Genomic DNA, 17,793 nt, shown 5'->3' on the forward strand with positions numbered 1-17,793 from the left:
AGCATAATTAAATATAAAACCCTAAAAACTTTACCGCCTGCTGCGCGGGCGGTAAAGTTCTGGCTCTAGGTTTTTAATTGTGCTGAGGTACTTATCCTTAACACCGTATATTAAATGCAGTTATTGCTATGAAATAGCTATCAATAGTTAAGATTTCCCTTGTATTTACTATAAAAAACTTAACTTTAGCAAACCTAAAAGAGAGGCGCGGTGCGAAGCACAGCACCTCTCTTTTAGGTTTTTATTTTTTAGATTTCTTTTTACCTTTATTTGCTGACAATATCTCTGACTGGGCGATTTCGGCATCAAGAATAGTCTGCCCCGTTGCCGCTAGAAATACATCGTCAAGACTAGGTCGTGACTGGGACAAACTAAATACTTCAATATCAACTGCTGCCAACATATTTTGAATTTCGCTAATTGCATTCGCATCAGGTGTAACAAATAAATTAACTGCATTACCTTGAGCTGAATTAATTGTGATGCTCTGCACAATTGGTAACTGCTGCAAAATCTTTTTAGCCTGTTCCGCATCTTGCCGATCCGCAAACTCACGAATTCTCACCGTAATGCGATCGCCTCCTACTTTAGTTTTTAGTTCATCAGTAGTGCCTTCAGCAATAATTTTGCCCCTATCAATAATTGCGACGCGATCGGCAAGAGCATCAATTTCTTCAAGGTAATGACTTGAGATTAATACCGTTACACCCGATGCTCGGAGCTTGCGTAAGAACTCCCAAATCGCGAAACGACTCTGAATATCTAAGCCCACTGTAGGCTCATCAAGAATCAGCACTGATGGTTGATGTAGTAAACCAGCAGCCAAATCCAACCGTTTTTTCAAACCACCCGAATAAGTCCCCGAAAGTTTATCGGCGTAAGGCTCTAGTTGCAGCAAATCTAAGACACTGTCAATGCGATCGCCGATTTGGTTCGGCGCAATATGATACAAAGCAGCTTGAAACCTTAATAATTCACGACCCGTCAAGACTTTGTCCAATGCCACTTCTTGAGCAACATACCCTAGTCGATTGCGAATAGCTCTTGCATCGGTTGCCCCAGCCACCTCGATCAACCCAGAGTCAGGCGTAGTGAGAGTGCAAAGGCAACGCATTGTTGTAGTTTTGCCTGCCCCATTTGGACCTAACAGCCCATAGATTTGTCCTTGCGTAACATTTAGAGAAATTCCATCTACGGCAACGGTATCGCCATAAGTTTTCCTGAGATTTTCAATTTTTACTGCCGATTGCATGGAGGTATCTAAAATATTACGTTCTATTAAAAGACTATTTTAACTGTGTAGTTCTTCAAACGGCAATAAAATCCTCATCTCTCCTGCGATTCTCATGCAGAAACTAATTTTTAGTAGCAGATGCAAAAAAATTAGTTTCTTGAAAGCCTTTTGCGATATCGAGCCTTTTATAACATTGGAGTTTGATATTTAAGGACAACGATTATGTCGAAATGTGTTGTTACGTAACCTTTAATTTCATTCTTGAATGTATTGAGGAATACAGTTGTATTGTTTTTTAAGGGTGGAGGAAAGTTTTTAGTTTAAAGATGATTCTTTGAAGTTTGGGGCGGAAGGCGTTTAAGTATATTTACTTGAGGGGTAATAAAGAAGATTATGCTAACAATGCATCGTATCTTGGATGAAAAAGCCAATGACATCGGCAACGTTTACCTAACTGACAGTGATTTGCTCAGTTTAGAGCGATTTGCTAACAATTTTTCAGTGCGGCTTAAGACTTACAATCTTTTGCGCGATTGCAGTGATGAAATCACGATGCGATCGCTTAGGCTTTTGGCTCAACAATATCCTGAATTAATCCAGAAGCAGCTGCAACGCTGCAAATATGATATGTCTAACGTGATTCGTTATATGTCACTATCAATATTGCGTGACGATGAATTATTCTTTCGTGAAACATTGATGGATTGGTTGACAAATATTATCAATTCTTATCAAGTTACCAAGGAATGTTCTACTGCATATCGCCTTATGCAATCAGTTATAGATGAGATGTTACCCGCAGAATGTGCAGCACTGATAAAACCTTATTCAGAGATGTCTAAATCTTCTTTGCTCAACGTCTAGGTGGTTTTCCTTTTGCCTACTGCAAAAGGAAAACTCTGAACCCTTATTGTGATTGTTTCTTGTTTTTCAAATGAGTTAATACTCATTTGAAAAACGGGGTAAATAATTTTTTAGAGATTTTTTGGAGAAGTTGTCATGGATACCTATACCCCCATTACTATTGGTCGCAAGTCCACAGAAGTAGAGCGTCAAAACGCACTTCATCAGATTTATGCTCAAGTGTTAGAGCGACAGCCCTATATACATGAACGCAAAGAACTCTCCAAGATCGAAAAGGATTTCCTGAAAGGTAAGCTTGGTGTACGCCACTTCATCGGTGAGCTAGTCGTTTCATCTGTTTATCTCAATAGCTTCTATCAGGATTGCTCAAATCTCAAATTTGTGGAATGGAGCTTTAAGCATATCCTTGGCAGAGCTCTACAAGGTAAAGAAGAAATTGCTAAGTACATGGATTTGCTGATGATGAAAGGTGTCTCTGCATTTTTTCATGAAATTCTAGGTTCTGAAGAATACCGTAAAGCGTTTGGTTGTTTCACAATTCCCTATGCCCGTGATGTCAAGTTCTATGACTCACCTCTTAACTATCTACAAACGAATCTTCTCCAACATGAGCATGTTGGTCAACGAGGCAAGATAATTCCCACAATCTATTGGCAACAGCTCGGTATGGATTGTGAAACTGGTACTTGCGTGATGCCTGAGCCTCAAGTGGAAACTTACAAGCCATCTCCAGACAGTGAAAAATCTATCGTGAAAGAGCCAATTGCTACTGTGCTAAATGCAGAAATTGAGGAGCTTCTACAAATGTTACAAAACAGCGATGCTAAGCAAGTTTTGCAAAGTATGAATGAAAATCAGCGATCGCTACTTCGCAGTCTAGCCAAATAATCTCAAGAAAAGTGGCAGCTTGAATCGCTGCCACTTTTCTTTGGGTTTATATCTTACTTTTGAACCAGCTTTAAGGCGTTTGGTCTTGACTTCTAGCTTACAATGGTTAATAAAGCTAAAGGCAGTCACAGCGGTGATAACTACCGTAAAGATAATGGAACTAAAAGTTTGACATGACAAATTTGTGGATTGAGGGCGGTAGTAGGAGCGGTAAGACTGAGCGAGTAGTTCAGCGATTTTGTGATTGGACAGAAACAGATTTTGCATACCAGTCTAATCCTCAAGCTGCTTCCCAAAAAGTTTTGGTTCTTACCGTCGATTCTCAACAGCGTCGTGAGCTTAGTGATCGCTTGATGATCGCAACTCATGGTAGCTATCCAGTTACCGCTGTCACCCCGCTAAGTTTTTTTCGTGATGAAGTGCAATTGTTTTGGACATTATTAATCAAAAAGCTTGTCCTCAAAGCCCAGTTTCCTTTGCTCCTAAGAGTTGAGAATGAGCAGGAACTCGCGAATAAGATATGGAAAGATCGCATCGAAACAGGAACCTTACAGATGGAAGGTATTGGGCGCGATCGCCTTGTACGAAGATTATTAGATTTGTTTCTATTAGCTGCCTATGGTGGTCGTGAGATTAACGAAATTCCTGCGATTTTAAATGCTGGTATCGAGACTAATATTCTAGAAAGCTCTGAAGTTGTTGAGAATAATATATTAGAACAATGGCAAGAAATTGGCGAAGCTTTACAAGAATGGCGCAAGTATTGTTGGGAGAGGGGATTGCTCACCTATGGAATTATTACGGATTTGTTTGCCCATTATTTACTTCCCAATCCTCAATACCAACGCAAACTTAAAGAAAGATTTCGATATGTTATCGTCGATCGCGCAGATGAGATGCCTGCGATCGCCTGTGATTTATGCAGGCTACTGCTTCAAAATAGTGTGATCGGTATATTTACTTTTAATCCTGATGGATCGGCAAGATTAGGATTGGGAGGCGATCCTGAATATTGGCAATTACTTAAATCTGAATGTGAAATCGTAAATTTATCCCATGCGTCGCATACTCTGGGCGCTGAAATCGCTGAATCAGTTCAACAAGTTGTCAGCGAACCAATTTTGCAATTTATCGAACCCTACGTCTCCATTCAATCAATTGAATCTGTTTCTCGTGCCAAATTATTCCGTAATGTTGCGGAAACGATTGCCGATGCGATCGCCGCAGATGAAATCAAAGCCAATGAGATCGCGATCATTGCCCCTGGATTAGATAATATTGCCAAGTATGCGATCGCGGAAATTCTGCGCAAAAAGAATATTAATATTACGCCCCTGAACGATCAGCGTCCATTGTCTTATTCCGCTCAAGTGCGATCGCTTCTGACCCTAATCACATTGGTCTATCCGAACCTTGGGCAACTCGTAAGCCGAGATCATATTGCTGAAATGTTAGTAGTACTTACCGAAGCGATCGATCCCGTTCGAGCAGGAATGCTGGCGGACTATTGCTTTGCTAGACATCCAGAGAATCCGCAACTACTGGAGGCGGAAACCTATAACCAATGGAATCGCCTTGGCTATGAAGCGACCCAAGCCTACGAAAAGTTGCGGCAATGGATAGAACAACAATCTCCCAAAGATACTCCATTACTATTTATTGATCGCGCTATTCAAGCCTTCTTCAAACCGCGCAAACTCAGTTATGAACATACTTCTACTTTGCAATCATTGATTGAAACTGCCCAATATTATTGGCAATTGGGATATCGACTTGATCTAGAAGATGCAGTGATTCTTGAGAACTTCATTCAATTGATTCGGCAAGGTACTGTTACTGCCAATCCCTATGCTCCTAGCCTACCTGAAGATAACGTTGTTCTCGCGACAATTATCCAATATCGCATGGCAAGACGATCGCATCGTTGGCAATTTTGGCTAGATGCTAGTTCTGATCTATGGTTGCAGGGTGGAGCCGCTTCCCTATTCGGTGCGCCACTTTTTCTTAAAGGCTGGAATGGGACATTATGGACGATCGAAAATCAGCGTGATGCGGATATGCAGCGTTTACAGAGGTTACTTAGGGATTTGCTAGATCGCACAGGCGATCGCTTATATCTCTGTCATAGTGAACTTAGCACCAATGGACAAATCCAAAATGGCGTATTAATTCCATTAATTGAGATCAGTACTACAGCATCTTGCAAATGAGCGTTTACTCGTCTACGAAATATAGCTGTCGCCAAATGTCCTAGGACATAAAATCCAAGAATTGATTTATGGTTTTCTTTTTGCCGTAGGCAAAGGGAAAACCACAATAAACAAGGGTTTGACCAGAATATGCTGTAAGCAAGTAATACAGCGATTCTCATTATGAAACCAATTTTGGTGTTTCCAGCGCCGAAGGCGCTGGAAACACCAAAATTGGTTATTTGAAAGCCCGCCAACGGCGGGCTTTCAAATAACCAATTTTTATAATGAGAACTGCGCAAGTAATACCAAAGCACAAAATGGTGTAGCCATTTTGTGCTTTGGTATTACTTATTCCTAGATTCAAATGAATTACCTATATTTACATGGCTTTGCTTCCAGCCCTCAGTCTACTAAGGCGACATTTATGAAGCAAAAATTTGCGGAGGTTGGGCTAACTTTGCATGTGCCTGATCTCAATCTCACCGACTTTTCGACAGTGACGCTCTCAGATCAACTTGACTATCTAGATCGCACTTACCTCAATAACAACGAACCGCTTGTGGTGATTGGCTCTAGCCTTGGTGGATTTTTAGCTACACAACTTGCTGCCCAAAAAACACAAGTCCAAAAACTAGTTTTGTTTGCCCCTGCTTTTGGATTTAGTCTGAGAATCTCCAAAGCATTAGGTGAAGAGAATGTTACTAAATGGCAACAAGATAACATTCGTGAGTTTTATCATTACGGGCTGAAGCGTAATGTAAATTTACAATTTCAATTTTTTGTTGATGCTCAGAAATATTCCGAGGAAAAGCTCACGCGATCGCTACCTATCCTCATCTTTCATGGCGTTCATGATGATGTTGTGCCAGCATCTCTCAGTGAGGAATTTACCAAAAGGCGATCGCAAGTTACTTTAAAGTTACTAGACGACGACCATGCCCTTGGTAAAGATTTGGAAAGCATTTGGCAAGACATCAAGTATTTTTGTGATTTCTGAACTATAGCGCTTTTCGCTCAAACTCGAAGCGCACAAATTCTTGAAAGTACTGCTTTGCAACACTTTCAAGAATTTGTGCGCTTCGTTTGATCTAAGCTAATTAGAAAATAAAGGAGTTACTTCACAATACTTCAACAAATACTCACTCCAAAGGGTAGTTACTTTTGATACAAAGCATCCGTTAGGATCTTAAAATCAGCAGTAGCATTTAAAAAAGGGTTTTAAAACCGTTGAAAAATATTATCAAAACACTGCGAGCTGACTTCGCAATCATTTTTGAACGCGACCCTGCTGCGCGTAACTGGCTAGAAGTGCTGTTATGCTACCCAGGACTTCACGCGATCGCCCTATATCGCTTTGCTCATTGGCTGCATACTCTTAAGTTACCCGTGATTCCCCGCATGATCTCACAATTTGCGAGATTCCTAACGGGCATCGAGATTCACCCAGGCGCGAGAATTGGCATGGGTGCATTCATCGATCACGGTATGGGCGTGGTAATTGGCGAAACTGCGATCGTTGGTGAATATGTATTGATTTATCAAGGAGTAACCCTTGGTGGTACTGGCAAACAATCGGGCAAACGTCACCCCACCCTCGGCGACAACGTAGTTATTGGTGCTGGCGCAAAGGTCTTAGGCAATATTGAAATTGGTAGCAATTCGCGAATTGGCGCTGGCTCTGTTGTTTTGAAATGTGTTCCTCCCGATTGCACCGTGGTTGGCATTCCTGGACGCATTGTCCATCGCCATGGTGTAAGGGTTTCCGCTCTTGATCACTTTCAGGTTCCCGATCCTGAAGGCGATGTCATCCGATCGCTTATTGGTCGCGTTGAGCAGTTGGAGAGACATGCTGAGGCTAACACCTTGCATCCCATTAACAATTACATTATTGATTCAGAACTGCTCAAGAATGTCCGACCTCGCCACCTTACGCCATGCGATCGTGCTAATTGTTTTGAACCTGAAGAATATGAAGGTTTTTCTGAAGGCGGTGGTATTTAATAACAAAGGCTCGCAACGCGAGCCTTTGTTATGGAATTTTTAGCAAGCTTCTATAATTTATTCAAAAAAGCAGTCTAACGGGGGCTGTTCAGCAGCTGCCAATAAACTTTGCATCACCACCCGCAGCTTTAGCCAGTCCGCTGCAACAGTGTTGTTCGACCGTGCTGGGCTTTAGAAATGCTGTAGGTATTGGGTTTTCTCCAATTTTCCTCTATAATCTGAGGCGCTTTACTAGAGAAAGCCTACTTAAACTTCACACTCTATTTCACACTATTGGTATATCATAAGGGTAGTGAACAATAGGTATTATCTCTCGGCTCCAACTATGATTAATTTCTTTGAAAGCTCTAAAAAGGATGGAAAAGGTGGTTAATTTCAATCCATTCACTTCGCCACTACCCCAAGAGGTGCCCTTAAAAGATGCACCCCTTATTCGAGTGATTGCACAGTTGCGCTTTCCACCTATTCTTTCAATTGGGAAGAGCGATTTTGTGGGTTCGTTTCAAGAAGCAATTTGTGAGAGCTATCCTATCCTCCAGCCTGAACAAACTCAGGGTTTTACTTTTAGTCATCAGGGTGTCGTTCCAATGGCACCTCAAGTTACTTGGCGGTTTGTAGATAAAGCGGATAACTGGAACTGGAGAGTTTCGTTAGCACCTAATTTTTTGGCGCTTGAAACGACGACTTACCTGAGTCGTCGTGATTTTTTAAAGCGTCTAGAAAATATACTTATTGCGCTTAATGATAGTTTTAAGCCTGCAAGTATCGAGCGTTTTGGATTGAGATACATTGACAGGATTGTTGGACAAAATTTGCAAGAGATATCTTCTCTTGTAAAGCCTGAGATAGCGGGGATGATGGCTGTTAATTTTAGAGAACATATTCATCAAACCATCAGTGAATCTTTGTTCACTATTCCCGACGGAGACGAGCAAATTGTTGCGAGATGGGGAGCTATGCCTGCTGGTGCAACTTTTGATCCAGAGGCGATAGAAGCTGTTGCAGATCCCAGTTGGATACTTGATCTTGACATGTCTGTTTCCAAGAATCGAGACTTCCGTGTTGAGGAGTTGATAAGTGAAGCACAACATTTTGCTGAAAGAATTTACACTTTCTTTCGATGGGCGGTAGAAGATGATTTCTTAAAGCGTTATGGAGGTCAGCTATGAATGCGCTTTTGGCTAAACCAACTGTATTTATTCCCGATGTCGGAAAACCTAATATAAAACCTAATATAATTACATCAAGAATTTTAACCGCTCCCTCTGGTACAAGTACCTCCAGAGAAACTATTGATCGAAATTTAGTAGCTGCCTCAGAAATGACAACGAGTGGAGTTACTATAGCATCGGCCAGTTCTCCAGAAGCAACACAAAAGGCTCTTAGTGAACTAAGAAGGTTAAGTGGATTAACTTGGGATCAACTGGCAAAGATCTTTAATGTTTCTCGAAGAAGTCTTCATTTTTGGGCAAGTGGGCAACCGTTATCCCGCTTTAATGAGGAACATCTTAATCGACTTTTAGGTACTATTCGATATATTGACCAAGGAAGTGCAAATCTAAATCGCAGTCTTTTACTTCGTCCTGATAGTAATGGAAATCCCCTTCTCGATCTCCTGGTTGCAGGTAAATACGAAGAGTTCAAGCGGATCGCTGGTTCTAATAATGCGCCCCGAAGACCATTATTAGGTTCTCTGTCCGAAGATGCACGTAAAATGCGTATGCCTCAGAAGCCCGAAGATCTAGTTGATGCTCTCAATGATCCTATCCATCGTGACGTAGGACGATCCAGACCAGCCAGAGCAGTAAGGAGCCGAAAAAATAGTAGTGGTCAATGATCGTGTCATTTGGATTCAAGCAATAGACACCACTCTTTTAGAATGGTGTCAGGGTGATTGTGTGCTTGGAGAACACTGGTTCATCTATCGCTTTAACCCTCAACGACCTTTGACATCTGACTCTGCTGATGTTGCAAAGGAAGAAACTGATCTTGCAACATCTGAAGTCAAGGGTTTTACCATAGTCACACAGACCTGCGATATTGTTCGCAGTTGTAACGAACGCCCATTTGTTGAAATCGTCCCTCTTGTTGAGGTTGATGAGCAGCAGTTGCATGACGTTCAACGAAGCAGGCGACCTCAATACGCTTACATTCCAGGGGTCGCGGAACTTTATCTTGTCGCTGACCTCAACCGTGTCATGACAGTAGAAAAGGCGGTTGTAGCAGAATGGGAGCGTAAACCTGGATGTCTTAATGATGACGAAATTAGGGTACTTGGGCAAGCACTGGCACGGAAACGTGCTCGATTTGCTTTCCCTGACGACTTCACTGACTTTGCCAGAAAGCTCCAAAATCGTCTACGAGATAAGCATAATAAAGCTACTGATGAAGGAGAAGCACTTCGCGCCTTACGTGAGATTAGGGTACGTGCAGAACCTGCATGGAATAGTTCTGAAATCCAACTTATATTTTGGTTTATCCGAGATGAGGATCAGAATCAGTTCAAGGGAGTAGGATGGGATCAATTTCTTAACCAGTGGCTGCAATTAATCCCTGAATCTGGACGATACAAAAATGTAGAAGGTTCAGTAGTCGCTTTGGAGGATATGACAGCAAAGGAGTATGTTGAGAGCGATCCGTTGGATCTGGATCACTTATCCTCGTAAGGTACAGAATATGCTACTTTACTACTTGCAAGCTTCATGAGTAGTGATCTCTTGCCGAACCATTAAAGCTTTAGCTTATTGCTGAATCTCACGGTGCTTTAACGCTAAGCAATCATAGCCAGCAGTCAAGTAACGTCCCACAGATAACCTAGCTGCCTAACTATGTATTAGATGGAAATTTTCTGTCTAGTAAGACTATAAGCGATATAGCCTGAATGTCAATTTTCGGGCTAATCACCCTATACGGGGTGTTAGGCAGAAAATTTCTGGCTAATCACCCAAACCAAATGGCGTGTTAGCCCGACAACATAATGTATTATTCAGATTAGTTGCTTTATAATTTCATTATGTAAACTGAGCCGCCATCTCGGAAGTTTCTGGATCAAGTGAGGAATCGTATACGGGTTAAACATTAAGCTTACCGCACAGAGGAAACCTAATTGTCAGTCTTTTTATTTGGATTTTTGTTCAAGCCGCTATAATGCAATCAAAAAAGCATCTAAAAAACATTCATGCATTATCAAAAGCGATCGCCTAATCAAGGTCTCTGGCACTTCTGGAAAAAGTTTCTTAATAGGCTAATTCATAGCGCATTCTGGCAAAAGGCGATCGCTTTGTTATTAGTAGGTTTATGTGTTTTTGCCTTAGCTGCTTGCGAGCCAATTCCAGAGCCAAATCAATCGACTGTTGGTAGTGCTAATCGACTCAAAAACGTACTTAGTCGTGGCAAGTTGGTTTGCGGTGTCAGTGGTGAGTTACCAGGATTTAGCTTTGTGAATAAAGAGGGCAAATATTCGGGGCTGGATGTCGATGTTTGTCGGGCGATCGCGGCGGCAATATTTGACAATCCTGAAGCAGTGCAGTTTCGCAACCTTAATGCCAAAGAGCGCTTTACGGCTTTGCAGTCTGGCGAAATCGATGTGCTAAGCCGCAATACTACATGGACATTGAGCAGAGACACCGCTTCTCGTCTTGCCTTTATGCCCGTAGTCTTTTATGACGGTCAAGGTGTGATGGTGCGGAAGGATAGCAATATTAAAGCGATCGCGGATCTAAAGGATGCGGATATTTGCGCTCAAACTGGGACAACGACAGAACAAAATCTCGCAGATCAAATGCGTAAGCGTAACCTTTCTTATAAGCCCGTAGTTTATGAAGACGTGAATGCTACTTTTGCGGCTTATCAGTCAGGACGTTGTGCAGCAATTACAGCCGATCGCTCTGCGCTGGTAGTACGTCGTACTCGACTTGCTGATCCTGAAAATCATGTAGTTTTAGATTTTGTAATTTCCAAAGAGCCGCTAGCCCCTGCGGTTGGTGATGGTGACTCGAAATGGTCAGATATTGTCAAGTGGATTATTTTTTCTGCGATCGAGGCAGAAGATTTAGATATTTCTTCGACGAATCTGACGACTCAATTACAAAGTAAAAATGCGGAAGTTCGGAGATTTCTAGGAGTTGATGGCAGCTTAGGTAAAGATATGGGCATCGCTAACGATTTCACAGCGCGAGTGGTTAAGCATGTTGGTAATTATGCCGAAATTTACGATCGCAACCTTGGCAAAGATAGTCCATTCAAATTGCCGCGTGGACAAAATGAACTCTGGAAAAATGGTGGATTAATGTACGCACCACCATTTCGATAAAAAAAGGAGCGCATAGCGCTCCTTTTTTTATATAAAAGAGAAGCACATAGCGCTCCTTTTTTTATTCTTACCAGCCAAAAACAGAAGCGATCGCAGGTTGAGCCACAGGACTAATCTCTTCTGATATCTCAGTATTATTAGCTTCTTCAATCAGTTCTTCAGTGCAGAAAGTCGCCTGAGTAAATCCACCAAATTGCTTGACTGAGCTTGCCCGCATCCGCACATTGGGAGATGGGAACCAGAAGCGTTCATAGGAACTCATGGAAGCATAATCAGTGATTAATACCAGCGCTTCTTCGTCATCGATTTCATAGCGACCAATCACGGGCACAATTTCTGCATAGCCTCGTTCGCGTAGAAGCTTACCTTTACGACCTGTCTCATCATCTGGCACAAGTGCAAATACAGTTTCGCCTGAGTGGCTTTCACCATCTTCTTTATCCCATGCCATCGTTCCATCCCATTTAACATAGGCTCCGCCGATCGCAGTGGTTGGTTCGACTTCATGCATTTGACAGATTTCGATCACCTTTGGATCATCAGCATTGAGTGGATTAACAAAAATTTCTGAACCACCCCTTTCAGCTCTGCGAAAGGCGAGATGATGAGTAGTTCGTTGAGATTTCCATTTGCCTGCACTTTTTTGAAAAAATTCTAAAGCATTCATAATAATGTTGATAAAAATTAAAAAATTGAATGAGAAGGTTAAACAAGAAATTTGTTATTCAGATTTTGAACCAGAAAGCAATCCTTTGAGATTTTGCCAAAATCCCTTGCCAGAAGATGATGATGCATCTTCTATATTTTGACTATTGGTTGATAGAGCGTCCATTTTAAAGTCAATTAGTAAAATCACTCTAGTGCGATCGCCACGATTCCAAGCTTCATGCTCAGTTGTATCATCAAATACTAGACATTTTCCTTCTTGCCATTCTCGCACCTCATCGCCAACTCTCAAACTGCATCCATCACAACCCACTAAACCCAAATGACAGCGTAAAACTCCGTCAGGATAACCAGTGTGAGGGGCAATATGCGCATTTGGTGCAAGTGAAGAAAATCCTGCTGTTACCATGTTCGGAATCTTATTGACTAGCTTAGTCGTCTCTGGACAAATCTTGCAGTTCTTACCAAGTTTCATCCCAAAGCCATATAAACCAAAGGTTTGCCATCCTTTGCCATAGAGGTACTTTTCTGGCCAATCAAGAAAATCGGAGCTGCTAATCTGCTCTAGTTCTTGCTTGATTACCTGCCAATTTGCCTCTAAGTCTTGAGTAAATTCATAATCAGTAGGATTTTTAAACATGGATTTACTTACCTCGAAATCCCCATTGCTTAAGTGTGCGAGCAACTAAAATTTTAATGGAAATAAAAATATTTTTAGTAATCTCGACGGGGCCACCCAAACGGCTCAAAATTTTAACCGAGAAAACTACCCATTCCCAGCCGCGTCCAATCTCAACTAAGAGAGAGGGTCTTTGGTTATTAGATTCAGAATTAGAATCAGGATCTATAGGATACATATGAGTTGTTTATATGCTTTCTATGCGTAAGTTTACTACCGAAAACACAACAAATATTAATCTTAGTTACTAAACTTTTTGCCCATTCCGATCGCCTTTGAGCGCTTTGGCGTTTTCTGGACTGTAATTCCAGTTATTGCTAAACCATACTCATTGATATGATCAGCCATTCTAGGAAGTAGAAGCTTCGCATTTTTGACGTAGTTTTTAGCCCATAGCTTTGATAGTTGATCTCTGGCTTCTTTATTGACATAGATATTTTTGTCTTTATCAATCATGGTCATTGCCACATCGCCATCTCTTACAGTGATCACAAAGGCACAATCTCCACTCTCAGCGGTTAGTTCTTCGTACCATTCATCAATATGTTCTGCTAGTTTGTCTTCGTAAAGCGCCTGAGACATGCTTTCGTCTTTCAACAAGGCTTTTCGCAATGCGTTTGATATCTCTCTGGTTCCCATCGATTTATTGAGCCTATTCCTGCTTGTTAGGTTAAATATTAGCCGCAGCGATTCTTACCGTCAAACTTATAGGACTTTTTGAACGTAGTTAACAAATATTTAAAATCTCTACACAGATATTGTCGTGATAATAGGTCAAAGAAAAAAAGAATACAAGAAATTATTTGAAAGTGTTGCTTTGCAACACTTTCAAATAATTTCTTGACTTTTGTTGCAGCGCAAAGCGCTGTACAAATTATTGTCAATTCTCGATCAATATTCAGAAACTATTACAAGATTTATGACAAAGCCTAAGCGTATTGGTATTTTGACAAGTGGTGGTGACTGTGGTGGACTAAATGCAGTGATTCGGGCAGTTGTGCGCCGCGCCCGTGACTACGATATAGAGATTTATGGCATTAAAGGAGCAACCCAAGGATTGATGAATCGTCCAGTAGAAGCGGAATTACTGGACATGAAAAAGGTATCAGGGATTCTTCGCTACGGCGGCACAATTTTAGGAACCGTGAATAAAGGCAATCCCTTTGCTTATCCCATGCCCGATGGCACAATTCTCGATCGCTCTGAGGAAGTGATTGAGGGCTACCACAAACTCGGACTAGATGGACTGATTGGTATTGGAGGGGATGGGAGCTTGGCAATCTTGCGCCGCCTCGCGCAGCAGGGCAATATGAATCTCGTGGCAGTGCCGAAAACTATTGACAATGATTTGGGCGTAACCGAGAACTCGATTGGATTTAACACTGCGGTGAGTGTGGCGGTGGAAGCACTTGATCGCTTAACCTATACTGCCATCAGTCACAGCCGCGTGATGATTTTAGAAGTAATGGGACGCGATGCGGGACATATCGCCGTAAGCGCAGGAATTGCAGGTGGAGCGCATATTATCTTGATCCCAGAGATTCCCTATGACCTTGATGAAATATGCGATCGCTTGATGAATCGCGCTCTACGTGGTTTTAATTTCAGTACAGTGGTGGTCGCTGAAGCGGTAAAAACTCCTACTGGTGAGCCTGTCACATATACGAACAGTCTTGGTCAGACTCTCTATGGTGGCATCGGTCAATATCTGGGAGATCAGATAAGTACGCGCACGGGCATGGAGAGCCGAGTCAGCGTTTTGGGACATGTTCAGAGAGGTAGTACGCCATCACCACTTGATCGTATTCTTGGTGCAGCGTTTGGTGTGGCAGCGGTGGATTTAGTCTCGGAGGACAAATACGATCGCATGGTGGCTTGGTCAAATCGGGAAGTGATTGATGTACCAATTGCCGATGCGATCGCTAAATATAGCGCTGTTGATGTGCATGGCACATTGGTTCACACTGCGATCGGTTTAGGGACTTACGTCGGAGAAATCGAACAACTAGCTTAAAGAGGTTTGCGGCGCGAAGCGCCGCAAACCTCTTTAAGCTATAGTTAAAAAACTTGTCCAGTAAAGCTTCAGCCTATGTCTAGTCGCCTTAAAGCCCTGTTTTATTACATTACAGCACGGTTGTTACTTGCACCGATCATGTTGTGGGCGATCGCTACCGTCGTATTCCTGTTAATGCGAGCGACCCCTGGAGATCCCATCGATGCGATTTTAGGACCACGCGCTCCTGAGGAGGTTAAGGTTGCCTTGCGCGAACAAGTGGGGCTAACTGGATCTATATTTTCGCAATATTGGGAATATATACAGGATTTGTCCCGTTTTAATCTTGGTAAATCGATTAGTACCCGCGAGCAAACTGTTTGGCAAATCATTAAAAACTTTTTCCCAGCTACTGCTGAACTGGCGATGTATGCTCTGATTGTGGCTTTGGTGGTTGGATTAACAGTAGGCATCATTGCGGCTCTACGCCCCAACACTAAATGGGATGTAGGTGGCAGATTATTTGGGATTATTACCTACTCATTGCCACTGTTTTGGGTGGGAATGATCTTGCAATTAGTATTTTCGGTGCAGTTGGGATGGCTGCCAATAGGAACACGTTTTCCTGCCAGTGCGGAGCCGCCTGTACAGATATTTGGGCTATATACGATTGATGCTTTGATTAAGGGCGATTGGCAAAGTCTTTGGACTAGTATCCAATATTTGATTTTGCCTGCGGCAAGTTTAGGCATCGTGATTAGTGGCATTTTTGAGCGGATCGTGCGGGTGAATTTGCGCCAAACTTTGCTGTCGGACTATGTGGAAGCGGCTAAAGCCAGAGGAATTAATTCCACAGCAATCTTGTTTAATCATGCGCTGAAAAATGCGATGATCCCCGTAATTACAATTTTGGGTTTGACATTAGCGTCGATGTTAGGTGGCGCAGTGCTGACTGAAGTTACTTTTTCTTGGCCAGGGTTGGCAAATCGATTGTTTGAGGCGATCTCAGGGCGCGATTATCCAGTGGTTCAGGGAATAGTCGTATTTTTTGCGATCATCGTCACGATCGCGAGTATTCTCGTAGACATTGTTAATGCTTGGATTGATCCAAGGATTCGTTATTAAAGAGCTACTCAAAGCGTCATTTATCCTTCCAAAATCTTATTTTTTGTTGCTAGTGGTATGAAAATAAAACCTATTTTTATCGGGATTGCGGTAGTTGGAGTTTTGCTGCTGGTGCTGAGCTTGAGCGCGGTGGGCAAGATTTTTGGAGCAAATCCCCGTGATGTTTTGGCGGGAGTCAAAACTCAGCCTCTAGCTGTGAAGTTTTTACCGCAGCGATCGCCTTTATTTTTATCGTTTTTGGTAAATCCAGACAAATTAGAATTATTCACCCAGTTGGCAGCGAAACCAAGCGATCGCGGCGATGTGCGGCATGAATTGTCTAACCTCAAACAGCAATTGCAGCAAAACTGGTTGCTAGACTACGAGCGCGATATTCAACCTTGGCTCGATCAAGAAATCACCTTAGCCGTAACCGATGTTGATCTTGATCAGCAACCTGCTAATGGTTTGCAAACAGGATATCTATTAGCATTTGCAGCTAAAGATGCTGATCTTGCCAAAACAAGCATTGACGCTTTTTGGCAGAGATTGGCGGTGAATGGCTCAGATTTAGGGTTTGAGCAATATCAGGGGATCTCGATTTTAAAGACTAGTTTTGCTGAAGATAAACCTGCGATCGCGGGGACAACTTTGGATAAATTTGTCTTGTTTGCCAACGATGCGCGAGTATTACATAAAGCCATAGATGCGCTGCAAAAGCCTGACTTGGCGCTGATGAATCTGGCAAACTATCGCGATCGCCTAGCGCAATTTAATACTGGCAAAAATGTAGGCAAAGTTGGCGTGGCTTACGTGAATCTTGCCGAGTTAGGCGAGGAGTTGCCCAAAGAAAGCTTGTTAATGAGTCTCAGTTTTGACAAGTCGGGAATTAGAGCCAAAACGGCGCTGAACTTGGCAAGCGAAAAGCTCGAAACTGTCGTTGACACCCAAACAACTAAGCTCAAAACTCCTCCAAAAAACTCTAGCAATAGCGCCAATAAGATTCCATTAGCTAGTTCTGTAATCATTGGTAATAATCTCGGCGAAACTTTGCAAGAGATGCAAAATATCTTGATTCCTGAATGGAAACAAGCGCTAATAAAAGCGATCGCACCAATTACTTTGGATAGTAATACTTTGGCATGGGCGCAGCATGACTACGCGATCGCCTTACTTCCTAAAGCCAATCATGCTCTTGATTGGTTGTTAGTGGCAAAAGTGGAAGATGCAAACGTTACGAAAGAAGCGATCGCCAACCTTGATCAACTTGTTAGAAATAAGCTCACAGTGGGTGAAATCTCACTGAAGGCTCAACCTGTGACCATCTGGACAAATCTTTCTACTAACGATAATTCTAAAGTGTCTGGAAATGTAGTGGCGGCGCATACCCAAACTAAAGATTATGTATATTTGTCAAATTCGCTCGCAGTTTTAGAATCTAGTTTAACTTTGAAGAATAGTGAATCTATCGCAGCATCAAAAAGCTTTAAGACTATTTCAGCGAAGTTGCCTAGCGATCGCCTAACCTATGGATATATCGACAAGAATCTCGATCTGTCTTGGGTACAGACAAGTCTATTAAATCTTAAGGAGACAAGTGAAATAACGCAAAACATCAGTAATTCTCCTCTAGCACAAATCTTTAAACATATTGAAGTAGGTGGTTTTGCCATTACTAGTACCGATAAAAGTATGCAGAATGGTGAACTTTTCTTAATTCTGAAGTGATTATGGGTAAGGAATGAAAAATAAATAACTTATGCATTTCAGTTGTTTTGAGGAATGGCTCTATAATTCCATTTAGGAAGATATTCATCAAAAATGATAGGTAGATTTTCCTTGAAACCATCAGCGACTTCT

General features: G+C 42.1%; 17 protein-coding genes. 12 read left to right on the forward strand and 5 right to left on the reverse strand.

All coding sequences use genetic code 11. The features are described 5' to 3' along the window. Positions 1-241: 241 nt before the first annotated feature. Positions 242-1,252 (reverse strand): ABC transporter ATP-binding protein, encoded by a 1,011-nt coding sequence (locus CQ839_RS20700; RefSeq protein ID WP_103670192.1) that lies wholly within the window; start codon positions 1,250-1,252, stop codon positions 242-244. 375 nt (positions 1,253-1,627) lie between these two features. Here CQ839_RS20700 and CQ839_RS20705 point away from each other — a divergent pair, with 375 nt between their 5' ends. The 9 genes from CQ839_RS20705 to CQ839_RS20745 all read left to right on the forward strand — a co-directional run bounded on the left by CQ839_RS20705 (position 1,628) and on the right by CQ839_RS20745 (position 11,491). Beyond that, positions 1,628-2,098 carry a phycocyanin gene (locus tag CQ839_RS20705; protein WP_103670193.1) on the forward strand — a complete coding sequence of 157 codons (471 nt, stop codon included), beginning with the start codon at positions 1,628-1,630 and terminating at the stop codon, positions 2,096-2,098. A 135-nt stretch (positions 2,099-2,233) separates the two neighbouring features. Beyond that, complete coding sequence (locus CQ839_RS20710) at positions 2,234-2,986, forward strand: phycobilisome rod-core linker polypeptide (protein ID WP_103670194.1); 753 nt, start codon at positions 2,234-2,236, stop codon at positions 2,984-2,986. Between the two features lie 173 nt (positions 2,987-3,159). Then, positions 3,160-5,196, forward strand: coding sequence for a hypothetical protein (locus tag CQ839_RS20715; protein WP_103670195.1), 2,037 nt, complete (start codon positions 3,160-3,162; stop codon positions 5,194-5,196). Positions 5,197-5,542: 346 nt separating this feature from the next. Continuing rightward, positions 5,543-6,175 carry a YqiA/YcfP family alpha/beta fold hydrolase gene (locus CQ839_RS20720; RefSeq protein ID WP_103670196.1) on the forward strand — a complete coding sequence of 211 codons (633 nt, stop codon included), beginning with the start codon at positions 5,543-5,545 and terminating at the stop codon, positions 6,173-6,175. Positions 6,176-6,414: 239 nt separating this feature from the next. Beyond that, complete coding sequence (cysE, locus tag CQ839_RS20725; protein WP_103670208.1) at positions 6,415-7,179, forward strand: serine O-acetyltransferase; 765 nt, start codon at positions 6,415-6,417, stop codon at positions 7,177-7,179. Between the two features lie 356 nt (positions 7,180-7,535). After that, complete coding sequence (locus tag CQ839_RS20730) at positions 7,536-8,348, forward strand: TIGR04255 family protein (protein ID WP_258040815.1); 813 nt, start codon at positions 7,536-7,538, stop codon at positions 8,346-8,348. A 152-nt stretch (positions 8,349-8,500) separates the two neighbouring features. Continuing rightward, the gene (locus CQ839_RS20735) at positions 8,501-9,016 is read left to right on the forward strand and encodes a hypothetical protein (protein ID WP_219817829.1); all 516 of its coding nucleotides are present in this window, start codon (positions 8,501-8,503) and stop codon (positions 9,014-9,016) included. After that, on the forward strand, positions 9,006-9,845 hold the full coding sequence (locus CQ839_RS20740; protein ID WP_103670197.1) for a hypothetical protein: 840 nt from the start codon (positions 9,006-9,008) through the stop codon (positions 9,843-9,845). Before CQ839_RS20735 ends, CQ839_RS20740 begins: the two co-directional genes overlap by 11 nt. Positions 9,846-10,357: 512 nt before the next feature. Then, entirely contained in the window at positions 10,358-11,491 is a 1,134-nt protein-coding gene (locus CQ839_RS20745) for an amino acid ABC transporter substrate-binding protein (RefSeq protein ID WP_103670198.1), read from the forward strand. A 67-nt stretch (positions 11,492-11,558) separates the two neighbouring features. Here the strand turns inward: CQ839_RS20745 and CQ839_RS20750 are convergent, their stop codons facing one another. From CQ839_RS20750 to CQ839_RS20765, 4 genes are all read right to left on the reverse strand, one after another. Next, complete coding sequence (locus CQ839_RS20750; RefSeq protein ID WP_103670199.1) at positions 11,559-12,158, reverse strand: phycobiliprotein lyase; 600 nt, start codon at positions 12,156-12,158, stop codon at positions 11,559-11,561. 54 nt (positions 12,159-12,212) lie between these two features. Continuing rightward, positions 12,213-12,797 carry an aspartyl/asparaginyl beta-hydroxylase domain-containing protein gene (locus tag CQ839_RS20755; protein WP_103670200.1) on the reverse strand — a complete coding sequence of 195 codons (585 nt, stop codon included), beginning with the start codon at positions 12,795-12,797 and terminating at the stop codon, positions 12,213-12,215. Positions 12,798-12,801: 4 nt separating this feature from the next. Beyond that, positions 12,802-13,014: a hypothetical protein gene (locus tag CQ839_RS20760; protein ID WP_103670201.1), complete on the reverse strand. Its 213-nt coding sequence runs from the start codon at positions 13,012-13,014 to the stop codon at positions 12,802-12,804. A 62-nt stretch (positions 13,015-13,076) separates the two neighbouring features. After that, the gene (locus CQ839_RS20765) at positions 13,077-13,418 is read right to left on the reverse strand and encodes a hypothetical protein (protein ID WP_181016274.1); all 342 of its coding nucleotides are present in this window, start codon (positions 13,416-13,418) and stop codon (positions 13,077-13,079) included. A gap of 337 nt (positions 13,419-13,755) precedes the next feature. Here CQ839_RS20765 and CQ839_RS20770 point away from each other — a divergent pair, with 337 nt between their 5' ends. The 3 genes from CQ839_RS20770 to CQ839_RS20780 all read left to right on the forward strand — a co-directional run bounded on the left by CQ839_RS20770 (position 13,756) and on the right by CQ839_RS20780 (position 17,661). Next, the gene (locus CQ839_RS20770; protein ID WP_103670211.1) at positions 13,756-14,850 is read left to right on the forward strand and encodes an ATP-dependent 6-phosphofructokinase; all 1,095 of its coding nucleotides are present in this window, start codon (positions 13,756-13,758) and stop codon (positions 14,848-14,850) included. Between the two features lie 75 nt (positions 14,851-14,925). Beyond that, positions 14,926-15,954: an ABC transporter permease gene (locus CQ839_RS20775; RefSeq protein ID WP_103670203.1), complete on the forward strand. Its 1,029-nt coding sequence runs from the start codon at positions 14,926-14,928 to the stop codon at positions 15,952-15,954. A 57-nt stretch (positions 15,955-16,011) separates the two neighbouring features. Continuing rightward, positions 16,012-17,661, forward strand: a complete 1,650-nt coding sequence (locus tag CQ839_RS20780) for a DUF3352 domain-containing protein (protein ID WP_103670204.1) — start codon at positions 16,012-16,014, stop codon at positions 17,659-17,661. The last annotated feature ends 132 nt before the right edge of the window (positions 17,662-17,793 follow it).

It is taken from the genome of Pseudanabaena sp. BC1403 (assembly GCF_002914585.1).
GTDB lineage: Bacteria > Cyanobacteriota > Cyanobacteriia > Pseudanabaenales > Pseudanabaenaceae > Pseudanabaena.

What these genes read in the sequence shown, in the direction of transcription:
- CQ839_RS20700 (WP_103670192.1), bottom strand. Translation starts at nt 1,252, where the DNA reads ATGCAATCGGCAGTAAAAATTGAAAATCTCAGGAAAACTTATGGCGAT.
- CQ839_RS20705 (WP_103670193.1), top strand. Translation starts at nt 1,628, where the DNA reads ATGCTAACAATGCATCGTATCTTGGATGAAAAAGCCAATGACATCGGC.
- CQ839_RS20710 (WP_103670194.1), top strand. Translation starts at nt 2,234, where the DNA reads ATGGATACCTATACCCCCATTACTATTGGTCGCAAGTCCACAGAAGTA.
- CQ839_RS20715 (WP_103670195.1), top strand. Translation starts at nt 3,160, where the DNA reads ATGACAAATTTGTGGATTGAGGGCGGTAGTAGGAGCGGTAAGACTGAG.
- CQ839_RS20720 (WP_103670196.1), top strand. Translation starts at nt 5,543, where the DNA reads ATGAATTACCTATATTTACATGGCTTTGCTTCCAGCCCTCAGTCTACT.
- CQ839_RS20730 (WP_258040815.1), top strand. Translation starts at nt 7,536, where the DNA reads ATGGAAAAGGTGGTTAATTTCAATCCATTCACTTCGCCACTACCCCAA.
- CQ839_RS20735 (WP_219817829.1), top strand. Translation starts at nt 8,501, where the DNA reads ATGACAACGAGTGGAGTTACTATAGCATCGGCCAGTTCTCCAGAAGCA.
- CQ839_RS20745 (WP_103670198.1), top strand. Translation starts at nt 10,358, where the DNA reads ATGCATTATCAAAAGCGATCGCCTAATCAAGGTCTCTGGCACTTCTGG.
- CQ839_RS20750 (WP_103670199.1), bottom strand. Translation starts at nt 12,158, where the DNA reads ATGAATGCTTTAGAATTTTTTCAAAAAAGTGCAGGCAAATGGAAATCT.
- CQ839_RS20755 (WP_103670200.1), bottom strand. Translation starts at nt 12,797, where the DNA reads ATGTTTAAAAATCCTACTGATTATGAATTTACTCAAGACTTAGAGGCA.
- CQ839_RS20760 (WP_103670201.1), bottom strand. Translation starts at nt 13,014, where the DNA reads ATGTATCCTATAGATCCTGATTCTAATTCTGAATCTAATAACCAAAGA.
- CQ839_RS20765 (WP_181016274.1), bottom strand. Translation starts at nt 13,418, where the DNA reads ATGTCTCAGGCGCTTTACGAAGACAAACTAGCAGAACATATTGATGAA.
- CQ839_RS20770 (WP_103670211.1), top strand. Translation starts at nt 13,756, where the DNA reads ATGACAAAGCCTAAGCGTATTGGTATTTTGACAAGTGGTGGTGACTGT.
- CQ839_RS20775 (WP_103670203.1), top strand. Translation starts at nt 14,926, where the DNA reads ATGTCTAGTCGCCTTAAAGCCCTGTTTTATTACATTACAGCACGGTTG.
- CQ839_RS20780 (WP_103670204.1), top strand. Translation starts at nt 16,012, where the DNA reads ATGAAAATAAAACCTATTTTTATCGGGATTGCGGTAGTTGGAGTTTTG.